The organism is Photobacterium piscicola, from assembly GCF_900166965.1.
GTDB lineage: Bacteria > Pseudomonadota > Gammaproteobacteria > Enterobacterales > Vibrionaceae > Photobacterium > Photobacterium piscicola.
Genome location: NZ_FUZI01000014.1, coordinates 1 through 22,243, shown reverse-complemented (window position 1 = coordinate 22,243; position 22,243 = coordinate 1). Strand labels below are relative to the sequence as shown.

Sequence of the window (22,243 nt, the reverse complement as noted above, 5' to 3'; positions counted from 1 at the left end):
ATATCCATAGGGGAGTGAAGACATTAAAGCCATCGCAGCGACCCTGTGGGTATGTGTATAAGCCGTAATTAATATTTAAAGGTTAATTAGATCATGTGAAAAATAATAAGGAGGAGGCTTAATACTGAAATACAAAACGTTCCAGCACTAAAAAAAAGAGGCCAGTCTTTTTTAGTTGTTTCTGATTCATGACAACTAATACCGTTATTAAATGCATTAGGTAGGTCATTTTCTATGATGTTTTTAATTTGAGCTATTTGTCTGCGTGTGATTTTCGAATGCTCATTAATTAATTCAGCCTGTAATTCAGATGTGTTTTTTCTTATGATAGCCGTCATGTTTTTTTCAAAAAACATTAATGTATTTTCTACATGAGTATTTATTTCACTATATTGTTCACTAACTTTGTATTGCTGTTGAGTAAAGTACTTTCTAAGTTCAATAGTCAGAAAATTAAGAGCGGCAGCGTTAGCAACGGCAGTATGAATAATGGGTTCTTCACAAGCAATAACGCCATATTTAGCGGCAAGTATATCTGAAATTATTTTAGCGTATTCGGCATCATTTATAGATAAATCTTCTTTATCAATCATCTTGTTCACCATTAGAAGTAAAGCAAGATAATTCGGTATCTTCTATTGATTGGAATATTTGTTCTTTCATTTGTTTTAGTCTGTTGCGACTAAATAACTTTGAGCTTGTCATTGCTTCATCAAAGGTATGTTTCGCTCCTAGCATTAATTCTAAATCGTTTTGAAATAACTGGCTGGTATTAAAATCAATGGGGATGATCCCTGATATAGCATCACTATTATTTTTGTATAGTGACCAGCCATTGAATTTTTTATTATTCATTAAAATGTCACCAAATTTGTAATTTAGCCAAACAATTACAGAGGTTGATTGAAAGTTTTCTAATATTGACTGCAAGCCTGCTGCGGTATCTTCAAGACCTTGACCACCAGTAATAACAGTATGAATATATATATTATGTCCAGCCTCATTAAGTGCATCTATTATTTCGTTATCAGTTAGATATTTCATTAACGGCATAAAAGAACTAGCACCATTATCAATGATAATGTTTTCGTTATTTGATTCATAAACAAATTCGGCCATTTGTTCAATAACGGTTTCATCAAGAAATGAGCTTTCAGGATTATAGATATTATATTTAATAACCTTAAATGACTTATATTGTGAAAAGGTATGATTAACTGAATCAGTATCAATACACAATACATCTTTACTAATTGATTTTAAATATTGAGTAGTAAAGCTACTAATTAGAGTTTTACCAACACCACCTTTACCTTGTAAAAAGAAATGTATATTACTCATGATGTAAATCCTTATCGTTAATTTATGTTTAGAAAAGTTCTTTTCGGCGTTCGTCAGTCATTGTTGGGTTATGAATGGGTTTTCTTTTTTTTCTAAATGGATCTGTATTATCCAATTTAGAATCAATATTATTTCGTTGTTGGTTTTTATGTTGAATGGATTTAACTTTAGGTTCGATATTTGTTGGCTTATTTTTTTTAATTATTTCTTTATTCATTAATTCATAGAATTGTGTTTTCTTTACACCTACCTTGTCAGAGAAACTTTCAAAAATATGAATTATTGGAAACCCTTTATCATACATTTCTTTTATTTCATCTTTGTATTGCCTGAAATTGACAAGGCCAATTCTTCTTTTTTTTGTCATACCGTACCTTTACTGGAAATAAGCGGAATTAGGCGGAAATTAGCGGAGCTTACAGTTGAAAAATACCTACTAATTGGAAATAAGCGGAATTAAACGGAACTAACTGGAATTAAACGGAACAGCTTTTTTTACTGTTAAATCGGGTATATAACAATGGCAAGATGGGTGTTTGGGGTCACACGCAGCAAGCTGCTATTACCCCAAACACACTTGTTCTGCGAAGCTGCGACTACCGTCTAAAAGATTTCACAATAAATTGCTCATGGGGTTGAAATGAAACGTACTTATATAAAAGCAAGAATTTCTAAAAATGAAAAAATAGCTATTGCGAAAAAAGCAGATAATGCTGGAATATCTGTTTCGGAATACATTCGCAAATCAGCTTTAAATGCAAAAATCCATTCTAAATATGATGATGACTTATTTGATGAATTGTTAAGAATGAACACTGATCTTAAAAGACTCGGTAATCTTTTTAGATTGTCATTGAAAGAGAGTGTTAGCTATACGCCATCGCAATTGAAATTAATTGAAGATAATTTGTTTTTTATTTCTAGTGAAATAAAAAGGAGGTTACTTAATGATAATTAAAGAAGTAACAAGTAAAAAAGCAACCAATAGCTTAAAAGGATTGGTTAATTATATGAATGATACTGAAAATGGCAATGAAAAAGTTGACTTTGTAAGTGTGACTAACTGCTTAGATGATGATTTAGAATTGGCTGTAAAGTCTATTGAAAAGTCGCAGAATAAGAACACAAGAACAAAAACGAATAAAACAATGCATTTGGTCGTTTCATTTATTCCTTTAAAGAAAACAAACATTCTCTTTAATTTCTAACCTTATTAATAATTACATAATGGCTTTTTACTAACTTTAGCCTGAGCTAAATATATGAACAATCATAAACACAGTATTCTTGAATATGTTAATTCAGATAGGCTTAGTTAATTTAGTATTTATAGAAAATGCAGTATTAAAAATACGGTATCAACAATAATTAGGTTTGGACTCCTGGTGAGTAATGTACGAATACAAGCAAAAGAGAGCACTTTAGGTTAACAAAAAGGTAAAATTGGTACGATTAAAGCTTGGTAATATTAAAATAAAATCAAAAAATATTGTTATCTATTGTGGGAAACTGTGTAAATCTTTGATTTTCCAGTTATCAACAATGACTATAAAGATCTATATAAACTATAAAGATCTATAAGAGCTATAAAGACTATAAGATCTATAGGTTCTGTAACTTATTGATAATAAAAAAGAAAAAAGCAATTAAATGACAAGTTTTAGGTGCTCAAGCAACATTTTTTAGGTGTTTATGATCCTATTTTAGGTGTTTATGATCTTATTTTAGGTGTATAGGTGACACATTTTAGGCGTTTATGATCTTATTTTAGGTATATAGGTGACACATTTTAGGTGTGATTCTTGTTTTTTTGGGGATAAATGGCTTTTTTAGGTTATTCGATTCAATGATGACTTTTTTAAGGCCATATTTATCAATAGATGACACATTTTAGGTTTTAAATCCTTTTTTTACCTAAAATGCGTCCTATATCTCATCAAAAAGTTCTAAACACTGTTGCTATCTCTTCCAATACCTAAAATGTGTTAGTTATTTAGTTCTAATCTAATATTCAGGATTACCACTGACTTCACTTAGCGTATCAATTTTATCTAAAAATGCATCAATATCGTCTGTTGGTTCAGTATCGGGGACTGGGGTGAAATGACGTTTAGCTAAGGTTTCTTCAATTTTTGTGGCTTTGTCATCTTTACCAACGTAGTGATAAGCAATAGCGAGCGTTTCTAGTTCACCATCAGATAACTTGACGTTATCTTGTAGGCGTTTGAGTTCGAGTTCTTTAATGGTTTTGATAGCGTCATGTTGGTTGAGTTCGTCTACTGTACCGAGTTTAAGCCAACGGAATAAAAAACGAATGCCAGTAATTGTTCGCCCTTTTTTTATTAACTCAAAACCAAAGTCACCTTTGTCACTGTCGATAAACAGTAACTCTTTTTTGATTTGTGGGTGTTCTGAAAGATCGGTAATACTTTGTCTAATACAACGTTTCATAAATACGCTGTTGTTCTTAAATGAACTTTTATCTTTCTTTATTTTTCCTGCTTCATCTAGTAATCCAAACACGCCTTTAAGCTCTTGTAAGCTTTGCGCATGCATTTCATAGCCTTTGCTTTTAAATCGGCTTAGAAGCTCATACAGACGTTTTGAGTATTCTTTCTTTACGTCGAAAAAGTTCCGTGTGTTGATTAGCGCAAAACCGTGGTTATATTCGATATATTCAGATTTGAGCATATCATTCGGAACCATAGTTAACACACCATTCTTGTAAGCGATATGTTTGAACAAAGGTCGATAATCAAATTCGATATCCCCTTTTGTATTTTCACGCTTAATACCAATTTTTCGGCTAGCAAGGCGGTTAGCTACAGGGCTTAAGTTACTGCCAATGTGTTTGGTATCAACGCCCAGCCAATCTGAAAGCTGGTTAGATGTGAACGCGTAATGAGGAGTACTGTGATCCCAGTCGTTACTTTTCATCTGTGCGATCATCAATGCAAACAGATCGGCTTCACGAGCAGATAGGTCTTGGCGACTGAATACGAGTTGATGACCTTTTTTGATGTGTTTTGGTAGGTTATCGCTAACAGCTGGATAGTAATATTCTTCGGTGCTCACAGGCTCTGTCCATAGATTACATGACGAAGCTAAGTATGACATAATTTAGGTGTTTCTTGTAGGTTAACACCTAAATTGTGTCATGTTTTTATTGATCTGTGTTGGTTAAGAATCTCAATATTAACTATCAAGAAAAAGCCACACAACCTTTGATGATTTTAGGTTACGTGGCTTTTTTGTTTTAAAAATATAAATGTAATTTAGCTATAAAATACATATACAACAATAAAATGGAACACAAAACCAACCAATACTGGTACTGAAGTGCGTTTGGCTACATCAAAAGGGCTTAACTTCGCTCCTGTTGCTGACGCGATAACAACCGCCGATACTGGAGACATTGAACGGCCAATTGCTGAAGCTTGTTGCATTGGCATTAACATCGCAGCTGTATTGGCTCCCATGCTCGATGCAATCGTTGGAATTAACTCAACAAACGCTAGGAATGGTGCATTACCTGATCCCATAATTACGGCTGCCATCAAGGTAACAACAGCAAAAACTAAAGTCATTGCGACACTTGGTAAACCAACCGACTCGGCAAGCATTATTAAATTAGAAATAGCGCCCGTAGCTTGGATCCCATAAGCAAAGACACCGGCTGCCACGAGTAAAACAACAACGCTACTAAACGCATTTCCCATTCCTTTTGAAAAGACACCAAAGCCATCAAATACAACCTTTAAGCTTCTTTTTGTTATGCATTCACACAACATAGCGATAAACATGGAAACAAAGACAATCGTTGTTACATCCATGTTAACAGTTGAAATCACTAATTTAGAAAAAAATACAGCCATAATAATAGGAAGCAAAGGTAGTATGACGTAGTAACTAGGTGCAGAACTTGCCTCTTTGGATTCTGCTAATGCGGCTTCTTCAAATTGCTCAGGGTGTTTTTTATCTACATGGGTTTGCCAGATAACATGCATAATCCCGATCACTACCATTGTCGTGATCGATGTCGGTGCTTGGTAATGATAAACGTAACTCATTAAATCCATGCCTAATGCCTCACTAGCACGAATGGCATCAACACCTGTTGGGGTAAAACTTACCGCCAACGAACTAGCTATAACCGCTGCAGCACTACCACGAGAAAGGCCTAAACCTAGCATTACCGGATACAGCGTCCCCATTAATAACACACCTAATCCAGTTGCTGATGGGATAGCAAGCTGAAGAGTGCTCGCCATACAATAAGCAAAGAACAGCATGATGTTTTTGTTTTTAATGCGGCTTAATGGTTTTGTAGCTAAGCGAACGACTACTGCGTTAGCGCCAATATGGCTCATATAATCAGCAAAGCCAACTAACGCCATTATCATCAAACCTAATGCACCCGCACGATACCCCATTAGAAATTGGATATACTTAAACGGATCAAATCCAGAGAAATTTGTTGACGATACTGAGGCTGGAAGCATCGGCCCCCAACCAAATATTCCAGTAGCAAAAATTAAAACTATACCTGACATCAATAAGGTGGGCTCAGCTTTATAGCCTTTTAGAATCATCCTGGCGGCAATAACAACAATAATAAGAACAAGTATTAACTGAACCATGTTTATACACCTTCATGTTCTGTTAAATTAATAATTATTGTTTTAACTACATTACTCGCAGCGATTAATGATGGAACAGGTAGATACTCAAATATCGAATGAAAGTTATGTGCTCCAGTAAAGATATTAGGGCACGGTAGTCCTTTTTCTGAAAGTACAGCTCCATCGTAACCACCACGCATAGGGATCACTTTTGGTTCTATGCCATTTTCTTTATAAGCCGCCATTGCTAAATCAACAGGTAATGTAGAGTCTTTTAAAAAGTTATGCACGTTGCTATAACGATCACTAATTTCAAGAACTGCTCTATTGTTATTAGCTTCATTAAAAAGACGAACTTGCTCAGTAATAAAGGCTTTTCGATATGCATAGCCTTCTTCCGTAAAATCTCGAATATCCATATTAAGAACGGTCTTCGCTGAGTTTCCTGCAAGCTTTTTCATCCAGTAATAACCTTCACGACCTTCTGTATACTCTGGTGTTTCTTTTGCTGGAAATTGGGTCATAAATGAATTGGCTAATAATAACGAATTGATCAAATTATCTTTTGAATTCATAGGATGTGCAGATTGTCCTGTGAATGTAACTACAGCATTACCTGCGTTCCAGTTCTCACAAACAAACTCACCAATTCCACAGCAGTCTAGTGTATAAGCAAAATCAGCACCAAACTCATTCACATCAAATGCATTTGCTCCCAAAAGCCCTTGCTCTTCATCAGGAACAAACCCCACCTTTATCGTTCCATGTTCAACTTCTGGGTTTTCGTGAAAAAACTGCAACGCATTTAAAATGGCTGCAATTGCCGCTTTATCATCAGCACCAAGTAATGATTGTCCATCACTCACGATGATTTCTTGCCCAACATAATTTGCAAGTTCTGGTTGTTCTTTTAGAGAAAGAATTGGACCAGTAGATAATGGAATATTTCCCCCTTTATAATGAACAACTTCAGCATGCGTATCTTCAGTTCGCTCTGAGCTAGTGTCAAGGTGCCCAAAGAAGGCAACGGTTGGTAACTGTTTTTTAGAGTTAGACGGTAAAGTAGCGGTAAGAATTGCGGTATTTCGAAGAACAATATCAACACAACCTAGAGCTTCTAATTGCTTTTTAACCAAACACGCTAATTCATATTGGCCGGTACTTGAAGGCATGATACCGGCTGCACCATTTGCTTGATTTGTGGTTGTATTAATTTTTGTATAACCTAAAAAACGTTCTACTATATTCATAGTTTTAATCCAAAATTACTTATAAAACAAAGATGTTATGATTTTTAGGTTTCTTTTTAAGTGACAATTTCCTCAATAACGATAACTTGAAAATAATTATTTACATTTCATTGATGGTGCGCAAATAAAACAGATAGAACAACTTATTCAATCGAATTCAAACATGATGTCTCAATAACGGTTACACAGTAGGAGTATGTAATGCCGTTGGTATCGGATAACACTTAGATCGAAATGACACTCTTCTATGTGGTGGGACACACTGTAAATCTTGATTACAATGGGGGTTGTAACTTCTAAGCCGCCTATGTGGCGGGATACAGCAAACCAATCTACAACCACCTCAATAGGCGGTCTTTTTTCTTAATCAGATTTTATGAGAAATTGCACGTGCTTAGCCCCCCTAGCGTGTTCACACCGCTGTTGCAGTTTATTTGCTATCTGGTTTGTCTTACTACCTTTGCTCCTCGGATAATTTTAAAATCGACTTATAAAGGTCTAATATCCAATAAGTATTGTTGCTCGTATTCTTGTGAAATTTGTTCTGATGTTTATAAAAGGAAAGGGATAGAAACTACTCCAGGATTTAGAACTTTTTATTAGAACGACATCATGAAACTCTCAAGACGAATCGTATTCAGCTGTCTGTAGATCCTGAAAAATTAGAACAATATAAATAAAAGCAGTGAGAGCGTTAGTGGTTAGTTGAAATAAGAGCTGATTGAGGGTAAATATATTTTAAAAGAGCTTATAAATTAAAGCTGTTAATTTATTCTTAAATGGCTGGTAGAAATAGAGAGCCTTTTTTTTTATATAGAAATCAGTATATTATTTTTAGAGTGTTCCCCGTATCCACGGGGATGAACCGATAGTGAGCTATTACGATTACTGGGGGAAAACAGATAAATCAGATCCATCTCATTATCATTTATTACCTTATCACAGCTTAGATGTTGCAGCTGTTGGACAACAACTGCTTTCAACTGATGCAATTCTAACGAGTGAATTATCTCAACTACTTGATATTGATGAAAAGCAGTTTTCTAACTTGGTTGTGTTTTTTATTGCTTTGCATGATTTAGGGAAACTTACCTCTGCTTTTCAAGCTCTTTCACCAAGCAATATAGGGTTTTCTGCGAAACAATATGATGCATCAAAAGCCAAGCATGATCGCTTAGGTGTGTATTTTTGGGACCAAATTTGTGATGAGGTTATTACGCTTTTAGCAGATGACTGCGATGAAGATGAAGAGGATATTCTCGATAATCTCAATATATTAATGAATGTGGTCTTAGGGCATCATGGCGCGCCTGTTGAAATAACCAAGCCTCGAGAATTAAAACAGTTTACTGAATCAAAAAATACTGATGATGTGCGTGACTATGTTCATGTGCTATATGAGCTATTGCAGCCTTGTTTACCTGAATTAATTGATACTAGACGCTTAGAACAGGCGAGTTGGCATTTAGCTGGGATCACTGTTTTGGCTGATTGGCTTGGTTCAAACACCGATTATTTTCCTTATAACAGAACCAAAATGCCTCTGTCTGACTATTGGAAACAAGCTCTGCAACAGGCGTCTAATGCTTTAATAAAGACCGGTTTTTCTTTACGTGCTAAACCGTCTAAATTTATTTCAATTCAACATCATTTTGGTTTTGAACCAACTCCGCTACAACAATGGGCACAAACTGTTCCGCTTTCTGATTCTCCTCAATTGTTTGTATTAGAAGATGTTACCGGAGCTGGTAAAACAGAGGCAGCTCTCGCATTAACTCATCGGTTAATGGCACAAGGTGTTGCTGATGGCTTTTATTTCGGTTTACCAACCATGGCGACGTCAAATGCGATGTTTAACCGTGTAACCGATCATTATTCCAATATGTTTGAGAATGATCACGATCGAATTATGCCCAGCATTGTACTAGCTCAAAGCAGCAGTGCTTTAAATGATCGTTTTCAAACGGTCAAATTGGCATCAGGAAAGTTAGATGATGATTATTATCAACAAGATCAAACCGCAACTGCATTATGTAATGCTTGGTTAGCTGATTCTCGTAAAAAAGCACTGCTTGCCACTGTTGGTGTTGGCACTATAGATCAAGCATTGTTAGCGGTATTGCCGAGAAAACATCAATCACTTAGATTATTAGGTTTACATCGTAAGATTTTGATTTTTGATGAGGTTCATGCCGCTGATGAATATATGTTTACGCTATTAGAATCTTTATTAGAACAACATCTACGTCATGGTGGCTCAGCCATTTTACTCACTGCGACATTATCAATTGAACAACGCCAAAACCTTTCAAATATTTGGTTAAAAGCTGGGCAATTACCGCTGAAAAAACTGACTTGCACCAGTGCTAATGATTTTCCACTGGCAACACAGGTTTGCTTAGAACCTTTAAATCCTGTCATTGAAACGGCACTTAAAAGTCGGGCTGATGTGTGTCGCGAAGTAACCGTTACCCAACTTCACACCGAAACGGCTTGTATTGAGAGAATTGTTCAAGCTGTTCTAGCGGGACAATGTGTAGCTTGGATAAGAAACTCGGTAGATGATGCACGCACTGCATATGATCTTGTCACTCAGGCGTTAGCAGAGGCTGAGTGTGATTTATCACCTCAAAAAGTTATGCTTTTTCATAGCCGATTTACGTTAGTTGATAGAAAACGTATTGAGCAACAAGTCTTAAATTGCCTCAGTAAAAAAACAGTCGATGGTGAGCTTATTACCGGTGAACAACGTCTGGGTACTGTACTTATTGCGACTCAGGTTTTCCAAGAAAGTTTAGATGCTGATGTGGATGTAATGATTTCTGATATTTGTCCGATAGATGACTTGATCCAGCATGCTGGTCGATTACACCGTCATACACGAGATATTAATGGGCAATATTATAGTGGTGTTGATCAGCGTTCTTCGCCAGTGCTGTATCTTCATGCGCCGAAATGGGAAGAAGAACCGCAGGTTGATTGGCTCAGTCGACATTTCCGTAATACTGAATATGTGTATCGCTCTCCTGGTCGATTATGGCTTGCTCAACGTAAGCTCATTGAGCTTGGTGCTATTCGTATGCCAAGCAAAGCCCGTGTTCTCATTGAGGCTGTTTATAGCGAAGAGTCCCAAGCTCAGATCCCTGCTGCATTAATTACGAAAGAAGATGAATTAATTGCAGAGCAAAGCTTAAAAACTGCCTCCGCAAAATCACAACTTATTGATTTCCAATATGGATATTGTGATGGTAGTCAAAAACACTGGTCAGAAGATCAGTATGATATCAGTACTCGTTTTTGTGATAGAGAAACGGCCCAAATTTTAGTGCTTAAATGCAATGAGGTAGGGGAATTAGTACCTTGGCAAGAAGGCTCTTGTCATGCGATCGCCCTTAGTACCTTGTCAGTAGCAAAGCTTAAATATGCAGATCATTTACAACCATTAACGGAACAACAAACCTTATCGTTAGCAAAACGTTATCCCAATATTAAATATATACAACCTTGGTATCCAGAGCAGGATCCCATGTTTGGTTATAGTGCGACGAGTGGCTTTTATCAGCGCAATCAATAAGATGAAAACAATGAATTTACTTCATGCGCCATGGTTACCCTTTCGACTTCGTAATGGTGATCAAGAATGGCGCCAACTAATAGCAATTACAGATCCTGATATTGTTGATTTTGCGTTACCTCGTGCTGATTTTCAGGGGGCTGCTTATCAATTAGTGATAGGGATATTACAAACGGCTTTTGCACCTAAAGATAAAAAGCAATGGCACCAGTATTACGCACATCAACCAACAAACGATGAACTAAAACTAGCTTTTAATACGATTGAACATGCGTTTGAGTTAACAGGTGATGGTCCCTTGTTTATGCAAGATCATGATCCATTATCTCAGCAAAAAATGAACTCAATTAGCGGTTTATTAATTGATGCACCAAGTTCTAAGGGTATTAAGGATAATACTGACTTTTTTGTTAAACGTGGTATCGGTGAAGTGATGTCACCAGCAATGGCGGCATTGGCATTATTTACGTTACAAATTAATGCTCCAGAAGGCGGTCGAGGACATAGAGCTGGTTTATGTGGTGGAGGGCCATTAGCCACGTTGGTGATGCCGAGTGATGAACAAAGTTCGTTATGGCACAAGCTCTGGCTCAATGTCATTAATCACGACATATGGCGTTATGATAAGCCTAATTTTCATGATGGCAGTGTTTTTCCGTGGTTAGCACCAACAATTGAAAGTAGTAAAGAAGGCAGTGAGATTTACCCATCAACAGAAGGGGTCCACCCGTTACATGTGTATTGGGCAATGCCGCGGCGGATTCGATTGGTGGTTGATGATGAGTCTACACAATGCTTGATAGGTGGCGAAAATAGCGAAAATAGCGAAAATAGCGAACATAGCGTTCGTCATTATCGTACTAAAACCTACGGTAATAACTATGTCGGCAATTGGGATCCACATCCATTTACACCATTTTAAATGGAACCCTAAAAAAACGAATGAAGGTCATCTATCCCAAAAAGGACAACCAGGTGGTATTAGCTATAAAAATTGGGATGTACTGACATTATCCAGTGATGGTAATGGCCATATTTGTGCGCGTGTTGTTGATCATTATAACGCCGTAGCGAGACGAAAATTACCTGAAAATCCGCAACTGTGGGTATTTGGTTATGATATGGAAAAAATGAAACCTCGTGGTTGGTACAGCATTATGATGCCGTTGTTTGATGTGGAACCAGAAAACCATGATGACATTATTTATGCGACAAAAGAATTACAAGATCTTGCTAATAACGCACTTAATCAAACCCGAAGCCAAATAAAAGCGGCATGGTTTGAATATCCAGAAGAACGAAAACTAAAAGAAAATAAAAAAAAGAAAGATAAAACTAAAGGCGATACCAGTTTTATTGATCTTGATTTTTGGCAACAAACAGAAGCGACGTTCTATTTAACGGTTTCTCATATCGCTCATAATCTCAATCAACAGCAACCCGCTTTAACCTCAGAGCAAGCTAAATATTGGCGCAATACCATCAATCAGTGAGCGAGCAATTATTTGATAGTTATGCCTTAGATGATTTGGGCGATATACGTTCAATGGCAAAGCGCATGGATGCGAGAGGAAAATTAATGGGGTGGTTATATGGCAGTAAAAATATTAAAGCATTTAACAATGATCATAACCTTATAGTCGCTAAGGATAAAAAACATGCTAAGTAACACAGAAGAAAAGGTACTTCGGGGTTGGTGGCAAAGTTTAGTGCTTTCTGAGGCTGAATTAAAAGAAAAGCATCTACTATCGGCACCAAGTGGTCATAAAGCAAAGTTAAAGCGGGCCGAATCAGTCGATGCGGTATTGATGCAAGATGCTTTTCGTACATTATGGTTAAGCCTTCCTGAGCAAGAATCACATTCCGCTAATGACATGGAATGTTGGGCTGTTATTGCTGCGTCGTTAATTCATGTATCTCCTGGTTATCAAGATGGGATAGCCGCAGCAGCAGGTAAGAAACCAGAAAAAGGCGATAAATCATTAGTCAGTGAAATGCGATTTTCCCAGTTACAAGCAGCTAAAACGCCAAATGAATTATTACGTACTTTGCGCCGTTTATTGAAATTAATGAAAGGGAAAGTAGAGCCATTAGCTCTAGCAAAGGATATCGAACAATGGTTTAGCGAATACCACCATTCAGGTTTAGTTCGAGCTAAAAATCGCATTAGCGTGAAATGAGCAATGGATTACTATCGCGCAGCAAAATAAGACTTCATTCTATTTTTATTTTTATGAGATCATCAATAATGAGCCAATTTATTCAGCTTCATACACTTACCTCTTACGCACCATCTAACTTAAACCGTGATGATTTAGGTCGTCCTAAAACAGCAAAAATGGGTGGTTTTGAGCGTTTGCGTGTCAGTTCTCAAAGTCAAAAACGTCATTGCGCACTTCTGATTTATTTGAACAAGCGATGGCTGGCAAGCTAGGTATTCGTACTAAACGTTTTGGACAAACTGTATTTGATGCATTGATTGCTTTAAATGTTAAAGAGAAAAACGCGATAAAATGGGCGGGATTAATTGCTGGTCAGTTTGGAAAATTGAAAAAAGACAGCTTAGACATTGAGTAATTAGCACATATTAGCCCTGTAGAAAAAGATTTAGCGTTATCGTTAGTTGCTGTTATTGCACAAGAAGATCGTGATCCAACTGCTGATGAATTAAAAGCATTAAAGTCACAACAAACGGCTGTTGATATTGCTTTATTTGGTCGCATGTTAGCTTCTGCACCAGAGTTTAATGTTGATGCTGCTTGTCAGGTGGCACATGCAATCAGTGTCCATCAAGTGACTATTGAAGATGATTATTTTACTGCTGTCGATGATCTTAACGACGGCAAAACAGATTCAGGCTCGGCGCATATTGGCGAAGCAGGGTTTGCATCTGCATTGTTTTATAACTATATCTGCATCAATAAAACCCTGTTAATTGAAAACCTTAGTGGTGATGAAGCTCTTGCTAATGCTGCGATTGCCGCTCTAACTGAAGCTGCAGTTAAAGTTTCACCTACGGGTAAGCAAAATAGTTTTGCGTCACGCGCTTATGCGAGTTACGTCATGGCAGAAAAAGGTCAGCAACAACCACGTTCATTATCGGTAGCATTTTTAAAACCAATTAATGACCAAGATATGGCAACGGCAGCGATTGATTCTATTTCAAAGCAAGCTGTTAATTTTGATAAAGTTTATGGCGCTTGTGCTGAAAGTCGTTATGAAGTTAATGCAATGATTGGTGAAGGATCATTTGCAGAGCTTTGTCAGTTTGTGACTGAGTAAGGGAGCAAATATGCAACCTTATTTAGTTTTTCGACTTTATGGTGCAATGGCGAGTTGGGGGCAACCGGCTGTTGGCGGTGATCGCCATACCGGCATTATTCCATCTCGTTCTGCATTATTAGGATTGTTAGGCGCAGGGCTTGGTATTAAACGTGATGATCAACCAACACTGACGATGCTACAAAAAAGCGTACAGTTTGCGATTAAGCAATTGGTACCAAGTTCATTGTTACGCGATTATCACACGACGCAAGTAGCTGCTAATAATAACAAAGTGCACTATCACACTCGTAAACAAGAGCTTGATATGGGCAAGTTGGCGACAGTGTTATCAAGTCGTGATTATCGCTGTGATGGGATCTGGGTTGTTGCAGTATCACTGACGAATGATGCTATGTTTTCATTTGAACAACTACAGCAAGCGTTATTAACACCAACCTACCCGTTGTGCCTTGGCCGTAAGTCGTGTCCGCCAGCGTTACCGTTAATGCCAACTATTTTAGAATCATGTTCATTAAAGCAAGCATTAGATACGCCATTTCCTGCTATTACGGGAAGTAAAAAAAGTGATCGTTATTGGTTTGGCTGTGTTGGTCAACATCGTGTTGCGACTTACTATTGGCCGGACGATAAAGCAGCGTTGGGTGACATTGACGATAACGTGGTGATCACAACTCAACCATGGGATGAACCTCTCAATCGTCAGCGGTGGCAGTTTACCCAGCGTATTATGCACCAAGTAACTTTGCCGATTTTAGAGGGTGAATAACAGTATGTATTTATCAAAAATAACGCTTGCACCGTCGGCAACATTAGCAGAAACATTGCTGATGCTACAACGTAACGATGCCTATGCTGCACACCAGTTACTATGGCAATTATTTCATCAACAATCAGAACGCCAATTTATTTATCGCCAAGAGCTAATGCCCAATGGATTACCCGTTTTTTGGGTATTATCGCAAGTTGCTCCTGATGAAACTAATGCGCAATGGTAAATACAGACCAAGCCGTTTACTCCGCAATTAAAAATCGGGCAGCGTTTAGCGTTTAAATTACGTGTAAATCCAACTGTTTGGAATAATACGACAAAAAAGCGTCATGATGTGATGATGCATGCTAAATACCAAGCTAAGCAACAAGGTATTGGTGCTGAAATGTTACCGCATTATATGCAGCAAGCGGCTCAACAATGGCTGTGTGATCCTAAACGTTTAGAACAATGGGGGATCAGCCTTGATGTTGTACCTGATATTGAAGCTTATACCCAGCATCAAAGTGACAAAAAAACGAAGCAGCGTATTCAATTTTCTAGTGTGGATTATCAAGGCGTCTTGACGATACAGGATCCTGAAAAATTCCTCACTCAATATCAACAAGGTTTTGGGCGAGCAAAAGCACTAGGTTGCGGTTTAATGTTAATTCGAGGTATCTAATGGCATTTATCCCACTGAAACCTATTCCAATTAAAGATCGCAATTCAATGATATTTGTTGGAATGGGGCGTATTGATGTTAGAGATGGCGCTTTTGTTGTTATTGATGATGTTAATGGCGAGCGTATGCATATACCAGTGGGATCTATTGCTTGTTTATTGTTAGATCCCGGAACGCGTATTAGTCATGCTGCGATAAAATTAGCGGCAACCACAGGGACATTATTAATTTGGGTTGGTGAGGCAGGTGTTCGAGTCTATTCTGTTGGACAACCTGGAGGCGCCCGCTCAGATAAGCTTCTTTATCAGGCTAAATTAGCGCTAGACCCTGATTTGCGCCTAAAAGTTGTTCGTAAAATGTTTGAATTACGTTTTGGCGATGTCGCCCCAGCTCGGCGTAGTGTTGATCAGTTACGTGGAATTGAAGGGGCACGAGTTCGTAAAACCTACCAAAAACTGGCTCTGAAATATGATGTGAAATGGAAAGGCCGCCGTTATGATCCAAAAGACTGGGAAAAAGGTGATGTAATCAATCAATGTATTAGTGCGGCGACAGCTTGCTTATATGGGGTAACAGAAGCAGCCATTCTAGCTGCGGGTTATGCACCTGCTATTGGCTTTTTACATACAGGTAAGCCGCTTTCCTTTGTCTATGATATGCAGACATCATCAAATTTGAAACTGTCGTACCAGTTGCATTTAAAGTTGCCTCATATCGGCCATTATCTCCTGATAGACAAGTTAGACTGGCGTGTAGAGAAGAATTCCGTAAACACCAGACGTTGAAAAAACTGATACCACTCATCGATGAAGTACTCAGTGCTGGGGATATTACACCTCCTGAACCTTATATAGATGCACAACCTCCTGCAATACCAGAGCCAATTGCGATTGGTGATAGTGGCCATAGGAGCAAATAGTTTATGAGTATGTTAGTGGTGGTTACTGAAGTGGTACCGCCTCGATTACGAGGACGTCTTGCTGTTTGGTTATTAGAAGTTAGGGCGGGTGTATATATAGGCAACGTTTCTCGAAAAATCAGGGAAATGATCTGGGAACAAATTGAATGTCTTGCTGAAGATGGCAATGTTGTAATGGCATGGGGAACCAATACCGAATCTGGCTTTGATTTTCAAACCTATGGTAAAAATCGTCGAGAGCCTGTTGATTTAGATGGGTTACGGTTAGTGAAATTTTTACCTGCTGACATGGTAACTGAATGAAAAAATGTTCTTTAAAATGTTGGTAGATTCTTATTGATGGTAATTTATCTTATAAATCAATGAAATAAATTTAGAGTATTCCCCGTATCCACGGGGATGAACCGCATTTTATCTAAGAAAGTCACCTCAAATAAGCTCCAATATGACGTTGTTATTTTGTTGATGATGTTACACGATCCTAAATTATCACTTTGGACCGATTTATAGGCTAATCATAAAAAAACAAGGGAATTCATTAGATTATAAATTTTGTCAGCCCTACTTTAAGATGTCACATTCCTCCAACTTAGAAATGTCACATTAGTGTATGATTCTTCCTATGGAAGAATCAGCCTACGGTGCTGGAATGTTACTCACGATGAGCACAAAAGAGCTTCAGAAACTCGAAATAATACAAAACGTTTGTGATAAGCGTATTAGACAAATTGATGCTTCTAAAATCCTGAATCTAAGCCGTAGGCATATTCAAAGATTGGTTAATCAATACCGACAGTTTGGGGCTAATGGTTTAATTTCAAAAAATCCAAGTAATCGTTAATTCAATGCCACATTGAAAAAACAAGTTATTGATTTAATTCAGACCCATTATTTTGATTTTGGTCCTACGCTAGCGACAGAAAAATCATCTGAAATACATGGCATTAGACTCTCTACTGAAACCATTAGAAAATGGATGATTTCGGTAAAACTCTGGAAACCAAAAGTTAAGAAAAGACGCAAGATTTATCAACCAAGAGCACGAAGAGATTGTATAGGCGAACTTATTCAGCTTGATGGTTCACCCCACGACTGGTTCGAAGGCCGAGCTGATAAATGTACATTGCTTGTTTTTATTGATGACGCAACAAGCGCCATTATGCATTTATATTTTTGTGATTCAGAATCGACGTTTTCATATATGGCTGCGACCAAACAGTATATACAACAACATGGTAAGCCTGTCGCGCTCTACACGGATAAACACGGTGTTTTCCGTGTTAACCATGCTAGCAACGAAGACCGCAATAAACTAACTCAATACGGTCGTGCACTAAAAGAATTAAACATTGAGTTAATTTGTGCCAATACTCCACAAACTAAAGGGCGCGTAGAACGCGCTAATTTAACGCTTCAAGACCGCTTAGTTAAAGAGATGAGGCTAGCCGGAATTAATGGGATAGAAGAAGCAAACGAGTGGTTATCAAGCTTTATAGATAACTATAATAAACGCTTTGCTAAGCCAGCTAAACGTCAATTGAATGTACACAGACCTATCTACGAAACCCCGCAAGAGCTATATGACATATTTTCTTGGCAAACCTCCCGAAAAGTAACTAAATCACTAACGCTACAGTATGACAAGGTAATGTATTTAATTGAAAAAACGATAGAAAATGAACATCTTGTGGGTAGAAGTATCATGATACATGATTATCCTGACGATCAAATAGATATTAAGCATTTAGGTCAATCATTAGGTTACAGTATTTTTGATAAATTGGAGCGAATAAATCAGGGAGAGATAGTTGAGAATAAGCGTTTAGACGTTGTTTTGAGATTCGCGATGGTAGAGCAAGAACGATTGGAATCAGAAGGTTTAAGAGAGCGTAGTCGTTCAGATACTCCAAGGCGACAAGAACAACGAAGGCAATCACGAATGAACCCAGTGATGTATGACCAAACTAAATAACAAAGTTCTGTCACTTAGAAAAAGTGACATTTCTAAATGGTTGCAACATGGGTTTACACTCAATGTTTTCTCTCTTTTAAAATGTCTCCTTTTAAGGTAGTTCATTGTGGTGAAATTGGGGTTATAGAGTAGGGAAGTCAGGACTTTTTTCTGGTGCTGGGTTTAAATTGTTCTGGGTGAACTAACACTGGATTGATGGCTTCAAGTTGACGGATTGCCCGTTGTTGGGCGGTACGTTTGGGGGCACTTTTACTGCGACTACGCTTTTGTTGTTGGTCATATTGTTGCTGTTTCGCTTGAGCAAATTTCAATACTGCGCCCAAGCGTTTGTTATCGACCACCTGACCTTGATCGACTTCTTCAAGCTTATCAAATACCTTAAATTCTAATTTACGATGGCCGTATTGAATGGCGATGGTGCCATCTGGGCGATCAATAACCTTAACGACTTGATGCACAAGCCGTTGATTTTCTTCGGTAGGATTAATTAAATAGATGACTTTATCATATTGAAATGTCAGTGATTTTGATACTTTTCTTGGCTCTTGCCATGCAAAAATATCGTGTAATTCATCTACTGATTCTCGTAATGGTCGATGCATGTCTTTAGGATATTGAGCAGCTTTAGCAAAACGTCGGTTAAAATCAGTGATAAAGTCGGGGAGCCACGCATTAGCTTGTTCAATATTATCAATGTGTTGTAAACGCATTTCTTTGACTAAGCGATCTTGTAAGGTTTTGTTGGCACGCTCAACACGACCTTTGGCTTGAGAGCTGTTTGCGCAAATCAATTCAATGTTTAAGTCATGCAATACACGACCAAACTGAGTCATACGGTTGGTTTTTGCATCCCGTTTACTGACATGAAATACCGCATGCCTATCACTATAAAAAGCAGTGGGTTTGCCATGGTGTTCAACATATTCACGCGTGGCGACCATGTAATCAAACGCAGATTCTGTTTCACTAAAACGTAAGTTCATCAGTTTGCCGGTGGCATCATCAATGAAAACCAACAAACAACATTTGTCGCTGCGGCCTTCAAACCAATCATGATGTGAGCCATCTATCTGAATTAACTCACCATAACAATCACGTCGATGACGTGGTTGATAAACACGAGGCTTACGTTTGAAATGTGGTACTCAAAGGCCATCAGCGATCATCCATTGGCGTAAGGTTTCTAATCCAATTTTAATGCCGTGGCGTTCAATCAGTTTTTCACGTGCTAACGTGGGTCCGAAGTCTGAGTAATATTCGTGGATGAGATTTAAACATTGATGTCGTATATCAGTCTTAATTTTATTGCCTGGTGATTGTCCACGACGTTGATGAACTAAACCAACAGCACCAAGATCTCGATAGCGTGTTATTAATCGTTGAACCTGACGAACGCTGACATTAAGAAGCTGTGCAGCATCTTTACGTTTGATTCGTTTTTCACAAACATCACGAATTGTACCTAAGCGAAATATCTCTTTGTCATTCATGGTAACCAACATATTTTGTTTAACTCACATTGATCAGCAGATACTGATCACTATAGAAAAACAGGACATTTTAGCTTTGCAAAAAAGAGACACTTTACCTTGGGAGCTACACTCAATACGCATAAAATACATCATATGTTAAATAGAGGCCAAAAAGCAGAAATTTACTTAATTTATGGGTTTAGAACGAAATGACAAAAAAATGATAGGGGATAGGCAAGTTAATGTATAATCAGCTCGGGTGCTCTTGGCTGTCTGTCAGGAGCATAACAACTGTCACTGGTTTTCTATGACTGGCAGGATAGAAAAAAGCCCCATTAATTTCAATCAACGAGGCTCTATCGTGAAACTAGACAGTTCTATTCTATGTGAAAGCCTCTATTTAACTAAGATGCAAGTTGTATGCTATATGAATAACCAAATAGATGACCAAGTGAACCTATTTGATTAGGAATCATTACAAAAGTAATTACACATAATTATTTACAGAGACATATTCAGCAATGATTCTTGAGAAAAAAGACCACTTTCTAGCCTGCTATTAACAAACCATTGGCAAAAATAACTCTCTTTACATAAGCCGTCTTTCCCTTTATAACTTTCTGTAATTACTTCATTTACAGTCATATTTGGACCGCCAGATCTTAACACAACAATATCGCCAACCACATAAACTTCTTTACTAACCATAAAAACCTCATATGAAACAAGTTACCAGTGGCGATATTAGAGTGATAATTAAATATTTCAAGCGATTAATATCAATATACAACTTTTTTTCTATAATATAGAAAAAAATACACAGTAGCTAACAAATACAATGCAATTTAAAAACATGTTACACACCAATATGAAACATATTATCATTTGCTGTGCCACATCTTTAAAATATATGAAAATAACAAATTAAAACATCTAATATTTTCATTATATATGACGACTACTTTTCCTATAAAAACTAATACTAAATCCAAACTCACTCATAAAAACTCTATTCGCTGTCGCTATAGAGTTAAAGCCTGATTTAATCGCTAAATACTCATTATTAAAAGATGGCTGAGTATCTATAAGTAACTTAAGATATCTAACACGCTTTTGTTGAATATGCGCATATAATTTAATTCCATATAACAAACTTTTATTCTGAATCGTTCGTTCAGACACACCCATTTTTCTAGCTATAAATGATAAATTAAAATCTTGATTTTTAAATCCATCATTAATAATTTGATAAAGATCATTAATAAAATTTATTTGTTCTACTTTTTTAGTATTATTTTTAATTTTCTCAATTTCATATGATACCAAATTAGAAATAAGAGAAAATGTTCTCTCTAAAAACAAATCTGAATGAGGGTGATATAATTGCTGAATAGTATTATCAATAATACTTCCGGACTCTAATCGGTCAGATTTTTTCCATAAAAATTGATCAAGTATATAATAGTCATTTGATGATGCTATATTTTGCCGGTTTAAAAACAAAGACAACGAACGACGTTTTGTTTTTGATTCTATATTAAACTGATTATTTGATGGTAAAAATACCGATGTTCCATTCTGAGAGAAAGCATGACTACCACTACCACTATATAACAATGACGATATTGAATTAACAATAAAAAATGTATTGTTAGTATTACCCGTGAATTTAAGCTGACTAATATACGGAGAAGAATGTATATTAACTAGTTTAGATCCACAATTAAACTCATGCATTTGAATGCTACTATCACTAATACTACCCATAAAATCATTGATGCATTTAAACTCTAACTCTCGAATAAATACATCCCATTTTTTCTTATCTGCATCTAATAAAACATCTAATTTTTTCAAAATACAAACTCATATATTGTTAACTTATCATTAATAAATGCCCAGTTTTACAGGCAAAAACAAATAGCTCAAATTGATATTTATCAATATCTCAATAGAACTTGAAACACACTAATTAATTTTATTAATATTTACTATTAAATATCAGAGCCTCACATTTAACATAATAAATATAATGTGCAGCAATATTTATATGTTTAAAATCAATATTATAACCCCATTAGTTATTGTTAATGCGTATATGTAAGGGGGGGTTAATTTAATTATTAATATTAAAACAAAATAACTTATCACAATAAAAACTAGAAGTGCTTGTTAATAGTGGATAATATTACTTAAATAAAAAACAAACTAAACAGGGGAGGGGAGGCATAATATTTAATACGTATTTTATTTATTATGTTAAATGTGAGGCTCTGATATTTAATAGTAAATATTAATAAAATTAATTAGTGTGTTTCAAGTTCTATTGAGATATTGATAAATATCAATTTGAGCTATTTGTTTTTGCCTGTAAA

The 22,243-nt window shown here is 36.7% G+C and carries 18 protein-coding genes and 4 pseudogenes; 13 read left to right on the top strand and 9 right to left on the bottom strand.

Features of this window, described 5'->3' with window-relative positions:
* Positions 1-86: 86 nt before the first annotated feature.
* Genes CZ809_RS19065 through CZ809_RS19055 form a run of 3 tightly spaced genes read right to left on the bottom strand, consistent with a single transcriptional unit; the run spans position 87 to position 1,708 of the window.
* Complete coding sequence (locus CZ809_RS19065; protein WP_080159110.1) at positions 87-593, bottom strand: hypothetical protein; 507 nt, start codon at positions 591-593, stop codon at positions 87-89.
* Positions 586-1,341 (bottom strand): nucleotide-binding protein, encoded by a 756-nt coding sequence (locus CZ809_RS19060; RefSeq protein WP_080159109.1) that lies wholly within the window; start codon positions 1,339-1,341, stop codon positions 586-588. Before CZ809_RS19060 ends, CZ809_RS19065 begins: the two co-directional genes overlap by 8 nt.
* A 28-nt stretch (positions 1,342-1,369) precedes the next feature.
* Positions 1,370-1,708 carry a hypothetical protein gene (locus CZ809_RS19055; protein WP_080159108.1) on the bottom strand — a complete coding sequence of 113 codons (339 nt, stop codon included), beginning with the start codon at positions 1,706-1,708 and terminating at the stop codon, positions 1,370-1,372.
* Positions 1,709-1,981: 273 nt separating this feature from the next.
* On the opposite strand from CZ809_RS19055, the gene CZ809_RS19050 reads away from it, so the two are divergent.
* Both CZ809_RS19050 and CZ809_RS19045 read left to right on the top strand, forming a co-directional pair.
* Positions 1,982-2,299, top strand: coding sequence for a plasmid mobilization protein (locus CZ809_RS19050; RefSeq protein ID WP_080159107.1), 318 nt, complete (start codon positions 1,982-1,984; stop codon positions 2,297-2,299).
* Positions 2,289-2,549 carry a relaxase/mobilization nuclease domain-containing protein gene (locus tag CZ809_RS19045; protein WP_080159106.1) on the top strand — a complete coding sequence of 87 codons (261 nt, stop codon included), beginning with the start codon at positions 2,289-2,291 and terminating at the stop codon, positions 2,547-2,549. The genes CZ809_RS19050 and CZ809_RS19045 overlap by 11 nt, the downstream gene beginning before the upstream one ends.
* Before the next feature lie 796 nt (positions 2,550-3,345).
* Here CZ809_RS19045 and CZ809_RS19040 read toward each other — a convergent pair.
* The 3 genes from CZ809_RS19040 to pepT form a co-directional block, all read right to left on the bottom strand.
* Complete coding sequence (locus CZ809_RS19040; RefSeq protein WP_080159105.1) at positions 3,346-4,416, bottom strand: replication initiation protein; 1,071 nt, start codon at positions 4,414-4,416, stop codon at positions 3,346-3,348.
* Positions 4,417-4,616: 200 nt separating this feature from the next.
* Positions 4,617-5,981 carry a C4-dicarboxylate transporter DcuC gene (dcuC, locus tag CZ809_RS19035; RefSeq protein WP_080159104.1) on the bottom strand — a complete coding sequence of 455 codons (1,365 nt, stop codon included), beginning with the start codon at positions 5,979-5,981 and terminating at the stop codon, positions 4,617-4,619.
* A 2-nt stretch (positions 5,982-5,983) separates the two neighbouring features.
* A complete protein-coding gene (gene pepT, locus CZ809_RS19030) occupies positions 5,984-7,213 on the bottom strand; it encodes a peptidase T (RefSeq protein WP_080159103.1) in 1,230 nt (409 codons plus the stop codon).
* A gap of 871 nt (positions 7,214-8,084) precedes the next feature.
* On the opposite strand from pepT, the gene cas3 reads away from it, so the two are divergent.
* The 11 genes and pseudogenes from cas3 (at position 8,085) to CZ809_RS18985 (ending at position 18,396) form a co-directional block, all read left to right on the top strand.
* A complete protein-coding gene (gene cas3, locus CZ809_RS19025; protein ID WP_210434302.1) occupies positions 8,085-10,787 on the top strand; it encodes a CRISPR-associated helicase Cas3' in 2,703 nt (900 codons plus the stop codon).
* Between the two features lies 1 nt (position 10,788).
* Positions 10,789-12,280, top strand: a pseudogene (gene casA / locus CZ809_RS21565) (type I-E CRISPR-associated protein Cse1/CasA).
* Positions 12,281-12,445: 165 nt separating this feature from the next.
* The gene (gene casB / locus CZ809_RS19015) at positions 12,446-12,967 is read left to right on the top strand and encodes a type I-E CRISPR-associated protein Cse2/CasB (protein ID WP_080159101.1); all 522 of its coding nucleotides are present in this window, start codon (positions 12,446-12,448) and stop codon (positions 12,965-12,967) included.
* A gap of 68 nt (positions 12,968-13,035) precedes the next feature.
* Positions 13,036-13,221, top strand: a complete 186-nt coding sequence (locus tag CZ809_RS21420; protein WP_235865980.1) for a type I-E CRISPR-associated protein Cas7/Cse4/CasC — start codon at positions 13,036-13,038, stop codon at positions 13,219-13,221.
* Positions 13,206-13,364 carry a hypothetical protein gene (locus tag CZ809_RS21415; RefSeq protein WP_235865979.1) on the top strand — a complete coding sequence of 53 codons (159 nt, stop codon included), beginning with the start codon at positions 13,206-13,208 and terminating at the stop codon, positions 13,362-13,364. Before CZ809_RS21420 ends, CZ809_RS21415 begins: the two co-directional genes overlap by 16 nt.
* 9 nt (positions 13,365-13,373) lie before the next feature.
* Positions 13,374-14,069 carry a type I-E CRISPR-associated protein Cas7/Cse4/CasC gene (gene cas7e / locus CZ809_RS21410; RefSeq protein ID WP_306341433.1) on the top strand — a complete coding sequence of 232 codons (696 nt, stop codon included), beginning with the start codon at positions 13,374-13,376 and terminating at the stop codon, positions 14,067-14,069.
* A gap of 10 nt (positions 14,070-14,079) precedes the next feature.
* Positions 14,080-14,838: a type I-E CRISPR-associated protein Cas5/CasD gene (cas5e, locus tag CZ809_RS19005; protein WP_080159100.1), complete on the top strand. Its 759-nt coding sequence runs from the start codon at positions 14,080-14,082 to the stop codon at positions 14,836-14,838.
* A 4-nt stretch (positions 14,839-14,842) separates the two neighbouring features.
* Positions 14,843-15,505, top strand: a pseudogene (gene cas6e, locus CZ809_RS19000) (type I-E CRISPR-associated protein Cas6/Cse3/CasE).
* On the top strand, positions 15,505-16,290 hold the full coding sequence (gene cas1e / locus CZ809_RS18995; RefSeq protein ID WP_235865978.1) for a type I-E CRISPR-associated endonuclease Cas1e: 786 nt from the start codon (positions 15,505-15,507) through the stop codon (positions 16,288-16,290). The pseudogene cas6e and the gene cas1e overlap by 1 nt, the downstream one beginning before the upstream one ends.
* A 137-nt stretch (positions 16,291-16,427) precedes the next feature.
* On the top strand, positions 16,428-16,727 hold the full coding sequence (gene cas2e, locus CZ809_RS18990) for a type I-E CRISPR-associated endoribonuclease Cas2e (protein ID WP_080159099.1): 300 nt from the start codon (positions 16,428-16,430) through the stop codon (positions 16,725-16,727).
* 358 nt (positions 16,728-17,085) lie between these two features.
* Positions 17,086-18,396 (top strand): annotated as a pseudogene (locus CZ809_RS18985) (ISNCY family transposase).
* 137 nt (positions 18,397-18,533) lie between these two features.
* Here CZ809_RS18985 and CZ809_RS18980 read toward each other — a convergent pair.
* From CZ809_RS18980 to CZ809_RS18970, 3 genes and pseudogenes are all read right to left on the bottom strand, one after another.
* Positions 18,534-19,886: pseudogene (locus CZ809_RS18980) on the bottom strand (ISNCY family transposase).
* Positions 19,887-20,369: 483 nt separating this feature from the next.
* Positions 20,370-20,576: a DUF2158 domain-containing protein gene (locus tag CZ809_RS18975; protein ID WP_080159098.1), complete on the bottom strand. Its 207-nt coding sequence runs from the start codon at positions 20,574-20,576 to the stop codon at positions 20,370-20,372.
* Between the two features lie 237 nt (positions 20,577-20,813).
* Complete coding sequence (locus tag CZ809_RS18970) at positions 20,814-21,725, bottom strand: helix-turn-helix domain-containing protein (protein WP_080159097.1); 912 nt, start codon at positions 21,723-21,725, stop codon at positions 20,814-20,816.
* Between the last annotated feature and the right edge of the window lie 518 nt (positions 21,726-22,243).

Coding starts and splice junctions, on each gene's coding strand:
- pepT (WP_080159103.1), bottom strand. CDS start 7,213: ATGAATATAGTAGAACGTTTTTTAGGTTATACAAAAATTAATACAACC.
- CZ809_RS21415 (WP_235865979.1), top strand. CDS start 13,206: ATGGCTGGCAAGCTAGGTATTCGTACTAAACGTTTTGGACAAACTGTA.
- dcuC (WP_080159104.1), bottom strand. CDS start 5,981: ATGGTTCAGTTAATACTTGTTCTTATTATTGTTGTTATTGCCGCCAGG.
- cas1e (WP_235865978.1), top strand. CDS start 15,505: ATGGCATTTATCCCACTGAAACCTATTCCAATTAAAGATCGCAATTCA.
- cas5e (WP_080159100.1), top strand. CDS start 14,080: ATGCAACCTTATTTAGTTTTTCGACTTTATGGTGCAATGGCGAGTTGG.
- cas2e (WP_080159099.1), top strand. CDS start 16,428: ATGAGTATGTTAGTGGTGGTTACTGAAGTGGTACCGCCTCGATTACGA.
- CZ809_RS19055 (WP_080159108.1), bottom strand. CDS start 1,708: ATGACAAAAAAAAGAAGAATTGGCCTTGTCAATTTCAGGCAATACAAA.
- CZ809_RS19060 (WP_080159109.1), bottom strand. CDS start 1,341: ATGAGTAATATACATTTCTTTTTACAAGGTAAAGGTGGTGTTGGTAAA.
- CZ809_RS18975 (WP_080159098.1), bottom strand. CDS start 20,576: ATGGTTAGTAAAGAAGTTTATGTGGTTGGCGATATTGTTGTGTTAAGA.
- CZ809_RS19065 (WP_080159110.1), bottom strand. CDS start 593: ATGATTGATAAAGAAGATTTATCTATAAATGATGCCGAATACGCTAAA.
- CZ809_RS19050 (WP_080159107.1), top strand. CDS start 1,982: ATGAAACGTACTTATATAAAAGCAAGAATTTCTAAAAATGAAAAAATA.
- casB (WP_080159101.1), top strand. CDS start 12,446: ATGCTAAGTAACACAGAAGAAAAGGTACTTCGGGGTTGGTGGCAAAGT.
- CZ809_RS19045 (WP_080159106.1), top strand. CDS start 2,289: ATGATAATTAAAGAAGTAACAAGTAAAAAAGCAACCAATAGCTTAAAA.
- CZ809_RS21420 (WP_235865980.1), top strand. CDS start 13,036: ATGAGCCAATTTATTCAGCTTCATACACTTACCTCTTACGCACCATCT.